At 77.7% G+C, this 17,499-nt stretch carries 2 protein-coding genes; both read left to right on the top strand.

The features are described 5' to 3' along the window. Positions 1 to 15: 15 nt before the first annotated feature. A complete protein-coding gene (locus BM242_RS24575; RefSeq protein ID WP_093841122.1) occupies positions 16 to 15,174 on the top strand; it encodes a hypothetical protein in 15,159 nt (5,052 codons plus the stop codon). Next, on the top strand, positions 15,171 to 17,480 hold the full coding sequence (locus BM242_RS24570) for an AAA family ATPase (protein WP_093841121.1): 2,310 nt from the start codon (positions 15,171 to 15,173) through the stop codon (positions 17,478 to 17,480). Before BM242_RS24575 ends, BM242_RS24570 begins: the two co-directional genes overlap by 4 nt. Positions 17,481 to 17,499 lie beyond the last annotated feature (19 nt).

The following is a 17,499-nucleotide window of genomic DNA, read 5'->3' as shown; positions in this document are numbered from 1 at the left end:
AGGCAGGACTCGCCGATGCCCCGTCCTTCGGACTGGAGCGTCCTCGATCTCGACGGCGACCCCACCCCGGGAGACCCCGGCCGCATCCGGGAGCTGCTGGCGTCGCAGCAGACCCTCATCGAGCTCGCGAGCGAACTCGACGACGGGCTGAACCAGTTGATGCAGGAGAACTCCGCCGCCTTCATCGGCGAGACCGCCGCCGCGCTCCGGGAGACGATGGACGAACGGGTGCGCAGCTTCGTCCAGGACTTCCGGGCGGCCCATGAAGCGGTCCACGCCGCGCTGACCACCTACCAGGGCGAGATGGAGACCCAGCAGGGCATCGCCGACGCCGCGCTGGCCGAGGCCGCGGGCCTGGACAAGGAGAGCGGGGAGTGGGAGACGCTGCGCGGCAAGGCGCTCTCCGCCGGTGAATCGCTGGGGGCCGCCGCCTCGACGGCCGCGTCCGCGATCGACGACGCCAGAGGCATGATCGGCAGCATGATCGACCCGTGCGAGGCGTTCTGGGAGTTCCTCTCCTACTTCGGCATCGCGCTGGCCATCATCGGCGTGTTCACCGGCGGTGTCATCAGCCTCATCGCCCTCGCCATCAACGCGGCGATCCTGATCAAGACCGCCGTGGACTACGCCGGCGGCAGAACCAATGAACTCGGCCTGATCCTGGGCATCCTCGGGGTGCTCATTCCCACCACCCGGGGCCTGCCGGTGGGCAAGATCTGGGGTGGCGCCAAGGGCTGGTTCAACCAGCAGCGCAACGCCTGGGCGCTGATGAACACCACGCAGCGCATCCAGTACGTGTCGAACATTCTGCTGGCCCCGTTCCGCTTCGGCTGGAGTGTCATCAGCACGACCTTCAAGGGCGGCGCGCAGGCCTTCAAAGGCGTCGCCTGGGCGGACAACGCCATCTACCACGGCCTCGGCGGCAAGCCGGGCTTCGCCGGGTATCTGGCCGCCAACTTCCGCGGCTTCGGCCCGCTGTCGCTGATCCTGCCGGTCAACGCGACGGAGATCGGCGCCAGGTTCTCCGCCTCCGGGCTCGCCCACGGCCTGAAGATCGGTGTCATCGACCGGGGCCTGTTCAACCAGTTCCGGATGGGCGCCTGGGTCGGTGACGGCACCGCCGCCATCGACCTGCGCGCCATCCGGGGGTTCGCCCCGGACGGCAAGCCCCTCATCGACACCGGAAAGCTGCTGAAGTACCAGCCGGGCGGTGCCGGGGCGTTGCGCATCGCGGGCGGTGTCGGGCACCTGGTGACCCCGCCCCCCGTCAACCTGGCCGGGCTGGGCAACGGCGGGCCGGCCGTTCCCTCGTTCGATCTCTTCCAGGGCAACAAGAACGTCGGCCCCACCATCGCCAACCTGGCGCTGGCCGGTCTGATCACCTCCAGCCCCGGCTCCGCCGTACGCGCTGCCCCGCCGGTGCCGCCGCCGGCGGCCGGGTCCGTCGTGCCGCCCGGGGCGGGGGCCGGGGTGCTCGCCCCGCCGCCGTCACCCGTGACGGGCCCGGCGCCGGCGGCCGGCCTGCCGGCCCCGCCGCCCCTCTCCGTCAGCTTCGCCGAGCAGGGCCGGGGCCTGGACTTCGGGATCACCGGCGGTGTGCCCGGCGCCTCCGGCGGCTCGGGCAGCGGGCTCTACCTGCCCGATCCGGCGTCGGTGATCCTGCATCAGCCGGCCGCCGACGGCAAGCTGCTGCCCACCGAGTTCGGGCTGGTGCCGCAGGGCGCCGCGGTCGATCCGCTGGGCCACCTCGTGCCCACGCCGGGGGCCATGCCCGGGATGCCGGCCACGCACCCGCCCACCCCGCTGGTCACGCCCGGCGCGATGGGCGACGCCGGGACCGTGACCCCCGGGACGACTCCCGCCGTGGGCGCCGGGGGGAACGCCGCCCAGGCCGCCGGCTCGCCCGGCAGCCTCTCCCCCGAGCGGGCGATGGGCACCTCCGCCGACATCGCGCCGCAGCAGCGGTTCGCCGACGCGGGCGCCACGCTCGCCCCGCCGGACACCGCCCGGCTCGGGGCCGTCACCGAGGTGCCGGGCGCCACCCAGCTCGCGGCGCCCGGCGCGGCCACCTCCGCCCCGGGCGCCGCCCCGGGTGTCACCGGTGCCGCCCCGCTGCCCCCGCCCATCGCGGGTGCCCAGGTCCATGTCGCGGGCGGCGGGGCCGCGCCGCCCGCGACCGGCGGCCAGGCCGCCTCGGCGATACCGGTCCCGCCGGTGTCGGCGGGCACCGGCCTCCCGGCCGGGCCGGTGCCCGCCGGCCCGGCGGGCGGATCCGCCGCGCCGGGCGGTGCCCAGGGCGGCCAGGGTGTCCAGGGCGCCGCAGGCGGGCAGCACGTCAGTCTCGGTGCGCTCGCGGACAGCACATCCGCGCCCCCGTCCGCCCGCGCCGAGACCACCACGGCGCCGCCGCCCGCGGCCGGGCAGGTCGCCGCCGCCACACCGGGCGCGGCGGCTGCCACCGGGCACCTGCCGCCGCCGGCCGGCCGCACCGCCGAGACGGCGACCCCGGCCCCCGCCACGGCACAGCTTCCCGCCCCGCTCCCCGCCCAGCGGCCACCCGGCAGGGGCGCGGACGGCCCGGGCGGCGGCCCGGCCGGCGGTGCCGGCGAGGGCGGCCGGGTCCTGACGCTGGAATGGCGCCAGGGCCCTCCCGGCCGGCAGACCCTGGTGGTCGAGATCGGCCCGGACGGCACGCCGTACCCGTTCCCCCGCACGCCCGAGGGGGACACCGTCCGCGATGTCGTGGTGCGGAGCACCTCCGACGGCGGCCATGTCCAGCTCTACGGCCCCGACCACACCTTCACCCGCTACGACGGCACCACCGGCGCCGTGCTGAGCCACGGTCCCACCGCACCCGGGCTGGGCCGGGTCGGGGGCGACGAGTACCGGCTGCTGAACCGGGCGGACCAGGAGTTCGTCCGCCAGGAGGTGCTGGCCGCCCGGGCCGCGCGCGCCGGGCAGCAGCCGCCGCCCGTCCCGGCCGGCGGCAACCACCTCACCGTCGCCTTCACCGGCCGGATCGAGCTGGACGGCAGCGGCGTCCACCTGGTCGACAACGGCCCCGACCACACGCCCCGCCTTTTCGGCGCCGACGGCGCGCCGGTTCCCGGCTCCGAGGTCCACCGGCTCGGGGACGACCAGTTCTACATGGTCCGGACCGGCGACGAGGCCGGCCTGGTGGACGGCACCGGCCTGCGCACCCACCGCATCCATGAGTTCGAGGTGCCCGACGGCACGGGCGCGACCAGCCACCGGGCGTATGCGCTGCCGGCCGGCGCGCCCGCGCACCGGCCGCCGGACGCCGTGTGGATGGAGTACGCCGCGCTCCGGGTCGAGGGCGGGCCGGGCGGGGTGTCCCTCTTCTTCGACTCGGACGGCACCCTGCTGGGCCGGATGACCGACGGGCGCGGCACCCCGCTGGCCCCGGTGCTCGACGGCAACCGTCTGGTGCTGTCCGAGCAGGTCCGCGGCGGCGCCGTGGTGGTGGACGCCGACGACATGATCGTCGAGGGCACGTCCGTCGCCGAGCTGACCGACGATCTGCTGCTGGTGACCGGTGCCGGTGGCCGCCGGGCCGTCGTCGACGCCACCGGCCGGTACACCCACGACGTGGTCCCGCTGCGGACCTGGCAGGGCACGGCCAGTGGCCGCTCCGTCGCCGTCCCCGCCGGCGGGCCGGACCGGCCGCTGGTCTTCCGCGACGACGGCACCCAGGCCCTCGACGACCCGCAGCGCATCACGGCCGGAGCCGACGGCATCACCGTCACCAGCGGCCGGACCCGTTTCCACTTCGACGCGGACGGCATACCGCTGCGGCAGGAGCTGGAGCTGACCGGCACCCCCTCGCACGCCCGCCTCCTGGTCGACGAGGGCCCCGGCTCCCGCCCGCATCTGGTCGGCTTCGACGGCAGCCGGCTCGCGGGGGAGGTCACCCACTTCGGCCCCGGCCGCTATCTGGTCGACTCCACCCTGGTGGACCCGGGCGGCATCGACACCCTCGGCGTGCACCACTATCTGGTCGGCGCGGAGGACGGCCACTATCAGGGTGTGGTGCGTCTGGCCCAGGGCGAGGGCCGGCGTGAGGTGATGGCCGTGTTCCGGTGGGACGACGAGCTGTATCCGCTGCCCTTCACCCCCGAGGGCCGGCCGTATCACGACGCGGTGCTGCGCCGCGGGCCGTCCGGCTTCATCCACCTGTACGCGCCCGACCACACCGTCACCCGCTTCACCGGCGACGGTGTCCTGCTGGGCCGCGGGCATGTGACGCCCGGCCTGGAACGCCCCACCGCCGCCGAATTCGTCCTGCTGACCGACGCCGACCGGCGGACCGTCCGGCAGGCCATGGCGGCGGCACCGGGGGCACCGGGGGCACCGGGGGCGCCCGGGACAGCCGGGGCACCGTCCGTGCCGCCGCCCGGCTCCGGCGCCTCCGCCTTCCGGCAGATCCCGCTCCGCTACCCCGACGGGCGGCCCGCCGGCGTCACCGCCGTGGTGTCCGCGGACGGCTCCCACGGCGCCCTGGCACGCGGCGGCCGGACGGTGCCGACGGAGCATGTGTCGATCCTCGACGGCCACCTCTACGTGCGGCGGGACGCCGGCGTGGACATCTACGACGCCAGCGGCCGCCTCTACCGGTCCGTTCCGCTCGGCCGCGGACTGCCCGACAACGACGCCCTGCTGCACCGGGAGTTGTGGCCGCCGTCGGTCCTCGGCAGTCCCGGCCCCGGACTGCCGGGCCCGTCCGACCTGGCACCGCGCGTCGACGGCGTCACCCGCCTGCCCGGCAACGGGCACCACCCCGACGTGCTGGTGCTGTTCCTGCGCGACGGCACGCCCTACCCCGTCCCCCGCACGCCGGAGGGGGAGCCGGTGTACGACAGCGTCGTGCGCCGGAACGGCACCGGCGAACTCCAGCTTTTCCGCCCCGGCGGCGTCCTCAGCCGCTACCACGCCGACACCGGCGCCTTCCTGGCCGACCAGCCCGCCGGCCCCGGCCTGAACCGGGTGGGCGGCGACGAGTATGTGCTGCTCGGCCGGGCCGACCGGGCCGCGGTCCGGGAGCAGGCGGAGGCCGCCCGGGCCGCGCGCGCCGGGGAGCAGCTTCCGCAGCCCCCGGCCGGCGGTCACCACCCCGTCGTGATGCTGGCCGACGAGATGGTGCTGGACGATCCCGCCGCGGCGGCGGCGACGGTCCCCGGCGCCCGGCCCGGCGGCGACCGCGACGGGGGCTCGCCCGCCCCGGGCCGCGCCGGCGGCACCCCGGCCGGCCAGACGTTCCTGGTGCACGGCGGCCCCGGGCACGGCATGGAGGTGCGCCTCCCGGCGCCGGGCGACGGCACGCCCGCCGTGCGGCTGCCGGACGGGCGGCCCGACGGGGACGCGGTCGTGGTCCGGGCCGGGGAGGACCGGATCGCGGTCTTTCCGGGGGACCACGACGGGGGCGTCATGATCGACGGCTCCGGCGCCCACACCCACGACATCGTCCTGCTGCGCGACGGCCGCGGGGCATCGCTGCGGCAGTTCGCCGCCGTCCCGCCCGGCGGCGGGAGAGGGCTGCTCTTCCGCTGGTCCGGAGCGGGCGGTGTGCCGGAGCAACTGCCGCACCATGTCGACTTCCGCAGTTCGGCCCTCACCGTCATCGAGCCGCCCCGGTCCGACGGCGCCCCCCGGGCCGTCACCCTGTACACCGAGGGAGGCTTCGAACGGGCGAACGCGGGGGCCACTGCCCTCGGCATCACCTCGGACGCCCCCTGGCTGGCCGGGCACACCCTGGTGCACCGGGGCAACGGCCCGGCGCGCGTCTACCCGCCCGAGGGTCCCCCGGTTCCCGGGACCGTGCGGCCGGCCGGCGACGGCCGGCTCCGCCTCGACTTCGGGGGCCGCAGCGTGCTGCTCGACCGCGGCGGCCTGCACCTGACCGACGCGGCCGACGGCCTCCCCGCACCGCGGGTCCAGGCCCCGGCCGCGTCCTCCTCCCCGGCTCCGGCCCCGTCCTCCGGTGCGCCGTCCGCCGGTCCCGGCCAGCGGCCACCGGCGCCCGGCGGGGAGCCCATCCGGCTGACCGGCCCGGACGGCACCCCCACCGGCGTCAGCGTGACCCGCTCCCCGGACCGGCCGGAACGGGGGCTGGTACGCCAGGAGAACCCGGACCAGGACCGGGGCGGCCCGTTCGCCGCCCACCTCGGCGAGGACTTCCTGCTGCTGGTCCGCGCCGGGGAGACCCGGGGCACCGTGCACACCCTGGACGGCTCCTTCAGCGGCGCCGCGCACCGCGTCGGGCACGGGGAACGCGCCGGGGAGTGGGTCGTCGCACCGGCCGACGGCCGCCCGCCGTGGCTGCTCGGCCGCGACGGCCGTCCGGTCCGGGGCGGCTCCTGGACGCCGCTGCCGGGCGACCGTTTCCTCTTCGACCCCGGCCCCGCCGCCCGCCGCCCGCCGCTGGTGGTCTCCGCGGAGGGCGTGCCGACCCACACCGGCGCCCGGCTGCGGGACGCCGAAGGGCGCCCCTCGGACCTGGTGCTGGCCCGCCCGCACGACGCCTCCGCGGAGCCGCCCCTCGTGCTGCGCGTGGCGGCCGACGGCCGCGTGACCACCGGCCGGGTGGAGACCACCCTCGGCGGCGCCCGGCACACCGTGCTGATCGACAACACCGCCCTGGTCCACGACCGCGGCGGGCGGCTGCTGTCCTCCGGCGCCTTCGACCCGGACGATCCGCTGGGCGGCGCCCGCCTCGACGTGCCGGAGGACGGCGGCCCGCCCCGGCTGACCGGGCGCGACGGGCGGCCCGTGCCGGACGCCGAGGTCACCCGGCTGGAGGACGGCCTGTTCGCCGTCCGGGCGCCGGGCCGCCACCCGCTGCTCGTCGGCGGCGACGGCGCGCCGGTCCCCGGTGCGGAGGTGATCTTGCTGCGCGGCGCCCCGGACGGCGACGCCGACGCGTTCCTGGCCGCCTGGACCAGCGGGGAGACCCGGCTGTTCCGCCGCGACCCCACCGGCGAGGCGCAGGCGCGGCCCGCCGTGGAGACGCCGCGGCCGGCGGGCGACATCCTGGTCGTCACCGGCGGGCACCCCCGCGTCCGGGGCCACTACGACGTGAGCGGCGTCCTCCTCGCGGAGACCTACACCGTGCGGGACGGCCTGTTCCAGGGCTTCGAGGTCACCGTGCCCGTACCCGGGCCCGGCCGTGCGCGGGCGGTGCCGCCCGGGGTGCGGGACCCCGACCTCGGCATGGTGGACGCGGCGGTGGTGCGGCTCACCGACGACCAGGTGTGGGTGCGCGTGGGCCACGCCGAGTTCGTGATCGGCCGCACCGGGGCCGTCACCCATGCCGTCCGCCCGCTGCTGGAGGGCGATCTGCGGCATGCCGTCACCGTTCCGGAGCCCGGCGCCGGGCCCGGCGTGCTGCTCCGCCACCCGGGCGACATCCCGCGGGTGCTGTCCGGCGAGGTCACCTACGTCCAGTCCACCATCGTGGTCCGCCGCGGCGGCCCGGACGGCACCGGCACGGTCGCCCGCTACGACTCCTTCGGCTTCCCGCTGCACGACGCGGGCCTGGTCACCCCCGCCCGCGGCAATGAACTGCTCGGCGAGCACAGCCTGCTGCTGCTGGACGGCGGCGGCGTGCGGGTGCTCGGCCCGGACCGGTCCCTGGCCACCGGCAATGTGCACGCCGAGCGGCTCGGCGACGAGCTGTTCTACGTCGGCATCGACGGCCGGGCCGGCCTGGTCGACCGGGCCGGCGTGCAGACCCACCACGCCGTCCATGTGCGGCCCGACGGCTTCGCCGAAGAGCGGACGCTCGCGGTGCCCGTGGGCCAGGCGTCCCGGGAGCCGTCCGACGGGATGTGGCCGCCCATCGCCGCGCTGCGGGTCGAGGGCGGCCCGGGCCGGGCGACCGTGTTCTTCGACGAGCGCGGCACGCCGGTGGGCCGCATCACCGACGGGCGGGGCGCCGGGCCGGCGGACGTCCTGGACGGCAACCGCCTCTACCTGCCCGCGGCCGGCCCCGCGCGGCTGCTGCGCCCCGACGGCACCGTGGTACCCGGCTCCCGGGTCACCCCCCTGGGGGAGCACGGCTTCCTGGTCACCGTGGACGGCGGCCGGCCGGTCGTGGTCGGCCCCACCGGAGAACCCCTGCCGCCGGCCGGCACCGCCGGCCGGCCGGGCGCGACACCGCTGCCCGGACGGCCCGGCGGCGAGGCCGGCTGGGTGGTCCTCACCCCGCAGGGCGGGCCCCGCGGCGCCGCGGACACCGCCACCGGCGAGGTGTTCCGCGCCGACGGCACACCGCTCGGCCGCCCGGCGCTGCTCACCGGGGACCGGATCGAGATCACCGACGGAAACCTCACCGCGGCCTTCGGCCCGGACGGCACGCCGGGCACCAGGACGCTGGAACTCACCGGCGACCGCCTGGGCGGCCACCGGATCACCGACCACGGCCCGGGCACCGTCCCGCGCCTGGCCGGCCCGGACGGCCGGCCGCTGGACGCCGAGGTGACCCGGCTGGGCGGCGGCTACCTCGTCGCCGCCGGCGCCGCCGCCGGCCTCCCGGGCGGCGCCGGCCACCTGCTGGCCGACGCCGCCGGGGAGGTGGCCTTCGGTGTCCTCCGGCTCACCGGCCCACGCGACGCCACCATCGCCCTGGCCCAGTTCCGGCTCGGCGACGGCGCGCTGCACCCGCTGCCGCGCAGCCCGCGCGGCGGCGCCCTGATGGACGACCACGAGATCCGGCGCGGCCCCGGCGGCGAGCTCGTCCTCCACGGACCGGAGCGGCGGCGGACCGTCTTCGACGGCACCACCGGCGAGTACCGGCTGCACGACCGCGCCGGCGCGCCGGACGGCAACCGCCCCGCCCCGGAGCAGACCGGCCGGACCGGACCGGCCGGGCCGCCGTCCGGCGGCGGCCACGGCATCGACGTCAACCTGGCGCGCCTCCCCGGCCCCGGCCCGGCCGGTCCGCCCGGGCGGGACACCCCGGCGCCGCCGCCCGCCGCCGCGGGCGGGCCCGGGGACGGCCCGGGCCGTGTGCTGTGGCTGGTCTGGGAGCGGTCCCCGGGCGAGAAGCAGATCCTGACGGTCGGCATCGGCCCGGACGGCACGCCCTATCCGCTGCCCCGCGCCTTCGGCGGCGGCACCGTCCACGACATCGTGGTGCGGCGGGCCGGTACCGGCGAGCTGCATCTGCACGGGCCCGGCCCCGACGGCACCCACACCCTGACCGTCTACCACGGCCGGACCGGTGCCCTGCTGGACCGGCAGCCATCCGTCGCCGGGCTCAACCGGGTCGACGGCGAGGAGTACCGCCTGCTGGACCCGGCCGACCGGGCCGCCGTCATGGAGCAGATCGAGGCCGGCCGGGCCGCCCGCGCCGGAACGCGGCCGCCCGTGCCGCCGCCCGGCGGCGAGCGGCCCGCCGTCTACATGGTGCGCGTCCCCGAGACCTCTCCGGCGCCGCCCGCGCCGCCCGCGCCGCCGCCCGGCAGCGCCCCGGCCTCGTCCGCACCGTCGTCCGCACCGTCGTCCGCGGCGTCCTCGTCCGCGTCCTCGTCCTCGCCGGGCCGGGACGCGTTCGCGGTGCCGGGGGTGCCGGGGCTGCGCCTGGTGCCCGAGCCGGACCCGGCGACCGGGCGGCTCGCCGGCGCCCGGCTCGACGGCGACCGCGAGGGGTTCGCGCTCTCCCACCGGTTCGAGGGCGACACCGCGGTGGTCCGCGTCCAGCAGGTCCCCGCCGAGGGAGCGGCCGGCCCGGTGCGCGCCGTGCACACCGAGCGGTGGGTGCCGCTCACCGGCACCGGGACCCTGCTGCGCTTCACCGAGGACGCCCCCGGCGCGGCCGGCCCGGCGGCCGGTACGCCGGCGCTGGTCCGGATCGCGGACGACGGGCGGGCGGTGCCGGTGCCCGGCGCCGTCACCGCGTTCGCCGACGGCACCGGTCTGGGCGCCGCCCACCGGATCGACCTGCCCGGCGGCGGCCGGCTCGCGGTCGGCCCCGCCGGTGCCCGCACCCACACCCTCACCCCCTGGCCCGGCCGGGACGGCAGCTATCTGTTCACCCCGGCCGACGGCCGGGGCGGCCCGCCCTCGATGCGCCACGCCGACGGCCGGCCCGACCCGGGGGCCCGCTACGACGAGGCCACCGGCACCGTGCGGGTGGTCCGCACCGGCGCCCCGCACGCCACCGATGTGCACGGTCTGGACACCCACCGGCTGCACACCGAGCACGCCCTCGACCCGGGTGCCGCCCACTCCCCGCTGACCGGCCACCGGCTCGCCGTGCCGGACGGGCCCGGCGAGCCCCGGGTGCTGGACGCGCACGGCGCACAGCCGCCCGGCGCCACCGCCCGGCGGGCCGGCGACGACGGAACCCACCGCGTCGACATCCCGCGGCCGGGCACCCGCACCACCGAGACCTACCTGGTCCGGGCCGGCGACGGCGGCGCTTTCCACGGCACGCTGGTCCAGCGCAGCCACACCGTCGACGCCGGGCCGCTGCGCGACGGCCGGCTCGTGGTGCCCCTGGACGGCGAGGCGCCGCATGTGCTGCACAACGGCAGGCGCCTGCCGGCCGAGCGGCAGGACGACGGCACCTACCGCGTCACCCCGGCGGGCGGCGCCACCGCCGCCGGGCATCCGCTGCTCTCCGCCGACGGCGGGCACCACGGCACCGCCGTGCCGCTGACCCGCCCCGGCGCGGACGCCCCCGACGCCTATGCGGTCCGGCCCGCCGGGGGCGAGGACACCGCGCCGCGGCTGCGCACCGCCACCGGCTCCGCCGTCCCCGGCCGCGTCCTCACCTGGGACGCCGCCCCGGACGGCGCCCCCGCCGCCTACACCGTCACCGACACCGCCACCGGCGTCGGCCGGATCCACGGCGCGGACGGCAGGCTGACCGGCCACCGCTACACGCTGCACGGCGGCCCCTTCGACGGCCGGTCGCTGACCGTGCCCACCGACCCCGCGGCCACCCCGCGGCTGGCGCCCGCCCGGAACGCCGGGGACGCCGGGGGCGGCGGGGACGGCGGGGGCGGCGGCCCCGCCACCGTCACCCCGCAGCGCGACGGCACCCTGCGGGTCGAGCACGGCGGCGAGCACTTCCTCGTCGACCCGGCCACGGGGAATGTCACCCACCCCCGGGGCACCACGCTGGTCCGGCCCGGCGGGGCGGGGGCGGCCGGGGACACCATCACCGGCTACTCCTTCGTCCGGGCCGACGGCACCCGGGAGGACGTGCTGCGCGCCGCCGACGGCGGCCCGGCCGGGGGCGCCACCGTCCGCGAACTGCCCGGCGGCGACCTGCTGCTGCGCCGCGCCGACACCCCGGAGACGGCCCGCTACGCCCACCACGGCACCACCACGGCCACCTTCCGCTTCGAGGCCGTCGCGCTGCGCGAGCCCGGCGCCACCGGGCAGGCCGCCGCGGCCGGCGGCCATGTCCGGGTGCACCGGATGACCGGCCGGGACGGCGCCGAGCACCGCGCCTTCGACGTGCTCGACGACGCGATGGAGGCCGCCCCCGGCCGGATCGCCGCCCCGCGCCTCGGGCCGGACGGCCAGGCGCGCCCCGGGTTCCGGATCACCGACCCGGCCACCGGCGAGCGCTGGCTGTTCGGCGCCCGGGGCGATCTGGAATGGCACATCGGGCCGCCCGGCGACACCGGTCTGCGCACCGTCACCCGGCACCGCGCCCCGGACGCGACCGGGGCGGAGGCCGGCGCCGGTGCCGGCGCCGGCACCGGGCCGGGCGGCTTCACCGTCGTGGAGCTCTCCGACGCCACCGGCCGCCGCTTCCTCGACCCCGCCGGCGGGCGGGTCCTGGACGGCGACACGGGCGAGCCCGTGCCGCACGGCGCGATCACCTCCGGCCCCGACGGCCACCGGATCGAGGGCCCGCCCGGCGGCGCCCGCGAGGGCGAGTTCCAGCGGTACGACACCCGCGGCCGGCTGCTGGAGCAGCGGATCAACCCCGTGGACCGGGGCCGGCCCGTCACCGGCCAGCACTTCCTCGTCAGCTACCGGTACGACGACGCCGGGCAGCTGACCGGCGCCACCTGGGAACGGTGGCGGGACGGCGCCGCCCCGCCCACCCCGGCCCCGGTGATGGACCGCGGCAAGGCGGACCTCTCCGGCGCCGCCCACGGCCATGTGCGGCTGCTGACCGCCTCCGGCGCCTTTGTCTTCGAGCGCCGTCCGCTGCTCGGCGGCACCCTGCTCGACGCCCACGCCCCCGGCAGCGTCTCCGGGCTCGGCCACCGCTGGCTCTGGCTGCCGCACACCCACGCCCGGCAGCGGTGGTCGGAACTGACCGCGGCCGGCGAGCCCGTCACCGGCGCGCACGGGGTGCGGATCTGGGCCACCCGCGGCGACGAGTGGTGGGACTACCACGACCTGCCCGGCCCGGGGCGCGCCTGGTCCGGCCCGGTCCGGCACTTCCAGCAGACGCCGTTCGGCGGCCATGTGCTGGCCACCCGCACCACCGGCCGCCTCGGCGTATGGCAGGCGCACGACGGGGCGGGCGCCCTGCTCGCCCACGGCGAGCGCCGGTGGGGCCCGCTCGCCAACACCTGGACCGACCGGGTGGCCGATCCGCGCCGCGGCGCCTTCGCGGTCGTGGCCACCCGCCACGGGCCGTTCCACTGGGACAATGTGCGCGGCCTGACGGCGTACCGGCTCGGCCCCGACGGTCTGCCCACCGACGAGTGGCGCGCCACCTCCCACCAGGGCAAGGAGTCCGGCGCGGGGCGGACATCCGGCGACGGCACCCGGACCGAGACGCACCGGATCGCGGAGCAGCGCCCGCCCAACTGGTGGCGCACCCTGACCATCGGCGATCTGCGGGCCACCCCGGCCGGCTCGTTCACCACCCGGTTCGCCAACCACTTCGGGGCGCAGCGCTTCGCCGACGCCTCCAACGGCCCCGCCTGGCTGCTGGACAGCCGCTTCCAGACGCACGCCTTCCGCTCGGGCGACACCCGCGGCGTGCAGGTGGTCGGCCAGCAGGGTGAGGTCTCCCGCACCGTGCTGCGCAGCGGCGAACTGGCCGGCGAGACCCGCAGACTGTTCGGCGGCGCCACCCTCACCGCCGGCCACGGCGTGGAGCTGCCGCCGGGCGTGGCGCGCACCGGCCGCTACCAGCCCTGGTCCGAGGGGCCCGGCGGACCGCGCGGCCACCGCACCTTCGAACCGGGCGACTTCACGCCGCCGCCCGCCGGATCGGGCCGCGGCCTCAACGACGTGGCCTGGCAGGACCGCGTCGCCACCGGCCCCGGCGACGACTGGTACACCCCGGTTCCGGGGCGGGAGTGGCGCACGGTCCGCATCGGCTTCACCGACGGCACGGTCCTCGACTTCCGGCCCCGCCCCGGCGGCGGCGCACCCGACTGGATTCACCACGGCCGCCACAACGAGGTGCTGGGGCGGCAGGACACCTGGCGCTCCGGCGGCCCGGGCACGGACGGCGGGGAGATCACCGTGGTCAGCCGGTATCCCTCGCACGGCCGCGCCACCTGGCACATCCCCGGCACCGACCTGCGCGGCACCCGGACCCTCGCCGCCAGAAACCAGTTCGACCACCACAACTACTGGGACGCCCACTCCTACCGGGACTTCGACGCCGGCGGCCGGATGGTGCGCGAGCACCGGCTGCTGTCGGACGGAGTCACCGTCAACGCCTGGCTGCACGAGCGGCGCGCGGACGGCGGCGAGGTCTGGCGGTGGACCAAGACCGACCGCGACGGCAACGTCCTGGCCTTCGGCGGCGACGCCGACCGCGTCCGCCGCTGGTTCGACGGCAGCCGGCCGCTGGACCGCTGGCAGCGCGGCGCCCGCTGGCAGGACCAGCAGCTCACCCCCGGCCTGCCGGGCGGGCCGGCCGGGCAGCCGGGGCATGTGGTGATCCAGGAGATCCCCGTGCCTGCCGGCGGCCCGGCCCGGCGGTTCTTCACCGACGCCCCGCAGCGGGTCCGCGAATACGCGCCGACCCCGGCGGCGGCCGGCACCGCCGTGCACGGCCCCGGCGCCTACCGCACCTGGCGGGAGTTCGAATCCGGCGCCGTGGCCCGCAGCAGGACCGCGGTGGGCGACGGCACCTTCCTGGAGGTGGAGAGCGTCACCCAGCAGTGGCGCCGGTACGCCCACGACGCCGAGGGCCGGCCCGTGGTGATCACCGAGCGCACCATGTCCGGCCAGGTCCGGGAAGTGCCCGCCGCGGCCTTCACCGAACAGCGGTTCACCCGTGACGGGCTCCGCCCGATCGGCCGGGAGACCCCGTTCGTCGACTGGTCCACCGAGTTCCGCGGCTTTGAGCGGATGCTCCGCCACCCGCGGCGCGCGGACTGGGGCCCGGCGGTCAACGGCGAGTCCGCCTACACGCCGTTCGCGGCGCAGGCGGCCACCCACCTGATGATCGAGTTCACCCAGGAGTTCGTCCTCGACTTCGCCGTGACCCTGGCCGTCTACGCGGCGCTGCCGGGCGACCTCACCGGCATCGATGTCGCCCACGCCGCGGTGACGGCCGCGATCGGCGCCGGTTTCCGGGCCGGCGTGGTGGGGCTGCACAGCCATGCCATGGCCCGCGGCAACTTCGCCAACCCGCTGGCCCACCGGATGGGCCTGGACTGGACCGACAAGGGCCGGCCGTACCGCATGCGGCAGGACAACGAGAACTGGTCGCACGAGTGGGCCGGCAACGAGGCCGTGGTCCGCTGGCGCGCCGGGACCTGGGACTACCTCCGGGACACCGCGTTCATCTCACCGGTGGGCACCTTCCTCGGCAACCTGGCCGCCACCGCGGCGTTCGGCGTGCGGGACAGCGAGGGCAACCGGCACGAGGTGTCCCTGGGGGACGCGCTGCTGGTCGCCGCGACCGCCGCGGCCGGCTCCGCCGCCGGGGCCGCCGCCATCGGCACCGCGCGGACCATCCTCCAGCACACCGCAGGATCGCGCTGGTACCACCGGCAGGGGCTGATCGACTTCGTCATCGTGCCCGTCGTGGGCAAGTTCGCCGAGAAGTCACTGGTCTACTTCGTGCTCCGCCCGGAGATCCGCCAGTCGATGGGCCTGCACGTCGGCCCCGCCCCGGCCGGGCACGGGAACCCGCACGCCGAGGCCAGCCCGGTACCCGCTCCGCCTCCGCCTCCGCCTCCGATCGAGACCGACCAAGGGACGCCCTCAGCATGACCGGCATACCGAACGACCCGCCGCTCCGCGTGGCACCCCGCAGCCGGGGCGCCTACCGGACCATCACCGATGCGCTGCACGCCGCCCCGGCCGGCGCCGTGATCAGCATCGCGCCCGGCGCCTACACCGAGTCGTTCCGGCTGGTCCGCCGCGTGACCCTGGAGCCGCAGCACGGCAGCGGCTCCGTCACCGTCATGGTGCCGGCCGCCGCCGGGCCGCTGGCCGTGGCCGCCCCCGACTGCCGGCTGACCGGCCTGGTACTGCGCGGGGACAGCCCGGAGGAGCCCGTGCTGCGTGTGGAGGACGCCGCCGGCCTGACCCTGCACGACTGCACCGTCAGCCATGGCCGCGTCGAGGTGCTCGGCTCGCGCAACGGCATCCCCCGCCCCGAGGTGCCGGTCACCGACATCCCGCTCGACGACGACCTGTCCGCCGAACTCGCCGACCCCACCGCCGGCGGGGTGCTGGTGATGCGCCGCACCCGGCTGCGCGCCGCCCGGCATGCCGCGCTGCACCTGACCGGTGACGCCCTGGCCCGGCTGGAGGACACCGAGATCGAGGGCGTGGAGGGCATCGGGGTGGCCGCCTCCGGCTGCGCCGTGTTCCGCGCCGACGAACTGCGGGTCCGCGGCGGCGCCGGCTCCGCGCTGCGCGCCCGCGACTCCGCCCGCCTGCTGCTGCGCGGCAGCCGGCTGACCGGCGCGGGCCGCAACGGCGTGCTGCTCCAGGACGCCGGCGAGGCGCTGCTGACGGACTGCCGGGTGGCGGACGCCGCCCGCTCCGCGGTCCGGCTGGAGCACACCGCGCGCGCCGAGATCCGCGAGTCCACGCTGACCGGCGCCCGGCTGTCCGCCGTCGAGGCGCGCGACCAGTCCCGGCTCGTGATGCGGGGGGTGCGGGTGATCAACGGCGAGACCGGGGTGCGGCTGCGGACCACCGAGGAGGCCGTGCTGCTGCACTGCTCGCTGGACGGGCAGCGGGGCAACGGCGTCGAGCTGACGCCCGGCGCCGATCCGCTGCTGCGCGGGGTGCGGGTGACCCGCAGCGGCAAGCACGGCCTGCTGCTGGGCGAGGCCACCCGCGGCATGTTCGAGGACTGCGACGTGGTCGCCCCCGGCTTCCCCGCGCTGCATGTGGCGCGGGACGCCGCCCCGCACTTCCGGCGCTGCCGGGTCTTCAACGCCGCGCAGGACCTCAGCGTGGCCGAGGGCGCCGCGCCGGCCTTCGAGCACTGCGCGTCCGTCAATGTCGCCACCGCCCGGCTGCCCGCCGCCGGTCATGACGGCGCCGGGCCGCGCCCGGCGGGCCGCGGCGGCGACGGCGGCGGTGCGGGCGGCGGTGCGGGCGGCGGCCGGGGCCCCTCGGCGCCGCCGCCGGGCCCGTCCGGCCGGACCGGCCCGCCCGGCGGCGCCGCCCCCGCCCCCGCCCCCGCCGCGGCCCGGCAGACCCCGGAGCAGCAGCGGACCGACGGGCCCGGCGAGGAGGAGCAGCCCGCCTCGCTCGACGAACTCCTCGCCGAACTCGATGAACTCGTCGGCCTGGACAGCGTCAAGCGCGATGTCGGCTCCATGGTGAAGCTGATGCAGACCGTGCGGCTGCGCCAGCAGGCCGGGCTGCCCGCCCCGCCGCTCAGCCGCCACCTGGTGTTCGCCGGCAACCCGGGCACCGGCAAGACCACGGTGGCCCGGCTGTACGGGCGGCTGCTGCACGCCCTCGGCCTGCTGACCCGGGGCCATCTGGTCGAGGTGGACCGCAGCTCGCTGGTCGGCGAATACGTCGGCCACACCGGCCCCAAGACCACCGAGGCGTTCGAACGGGCCCGCGGCGGTGTGCTGTTCATCGACGAGGCCTATGCGCTCACCCCGCAGGGCATCGGGCAGGACTTCGGCCAGGAGGCCATCGCCACCCTGGTCAAGCTGATGGAGGACCACCGTGACGAGGTGGTCGTCATCGCCGCCGGCTACCCCGACGACATGGAGCGGTTCATCGACTCCAACCCCGGCCTGGCCTCCCGCTTCACCCGCACCCTGCGCTTCGCCGACTACGCCGACGACGAACTGGTGCGGATCGTGGAACACCACGCGCGCCGGCACCAGTACGAGCTGAGCGAGGCGGCCCGCAAGGAACTCCCCGCCTTCCTGGCCGCCCTGCCGCGCGGCGACCGGTTCGGCAACGGCCGGACCGCCCGCCAGCTGTTCCAGCAGATGACCGAGCGCCAGGCGATGCGGGTGGCCGAGATGTCCGAGCCCGACCCCCGGGAGCTGATGATCCTCGACGCCCGCGACCTGCCCCCGGCCACCGCCTGAAACCCCGGCCCCCGAGACC

The sequence above is a fragment of the Streptomyces aidingensis genome (assembly GCF_900112355.1).
Taxonomy (GTDB): domain Bacteria; phylum Actinomycetota; class Actinomycetes; order Streptomycetales; family Streptomycetaceae; genus Streptomyces; species Streptomyces aidingensis.
This window is presented reverse-complemented; position numbering and strand designations above follow the sequence as displayed.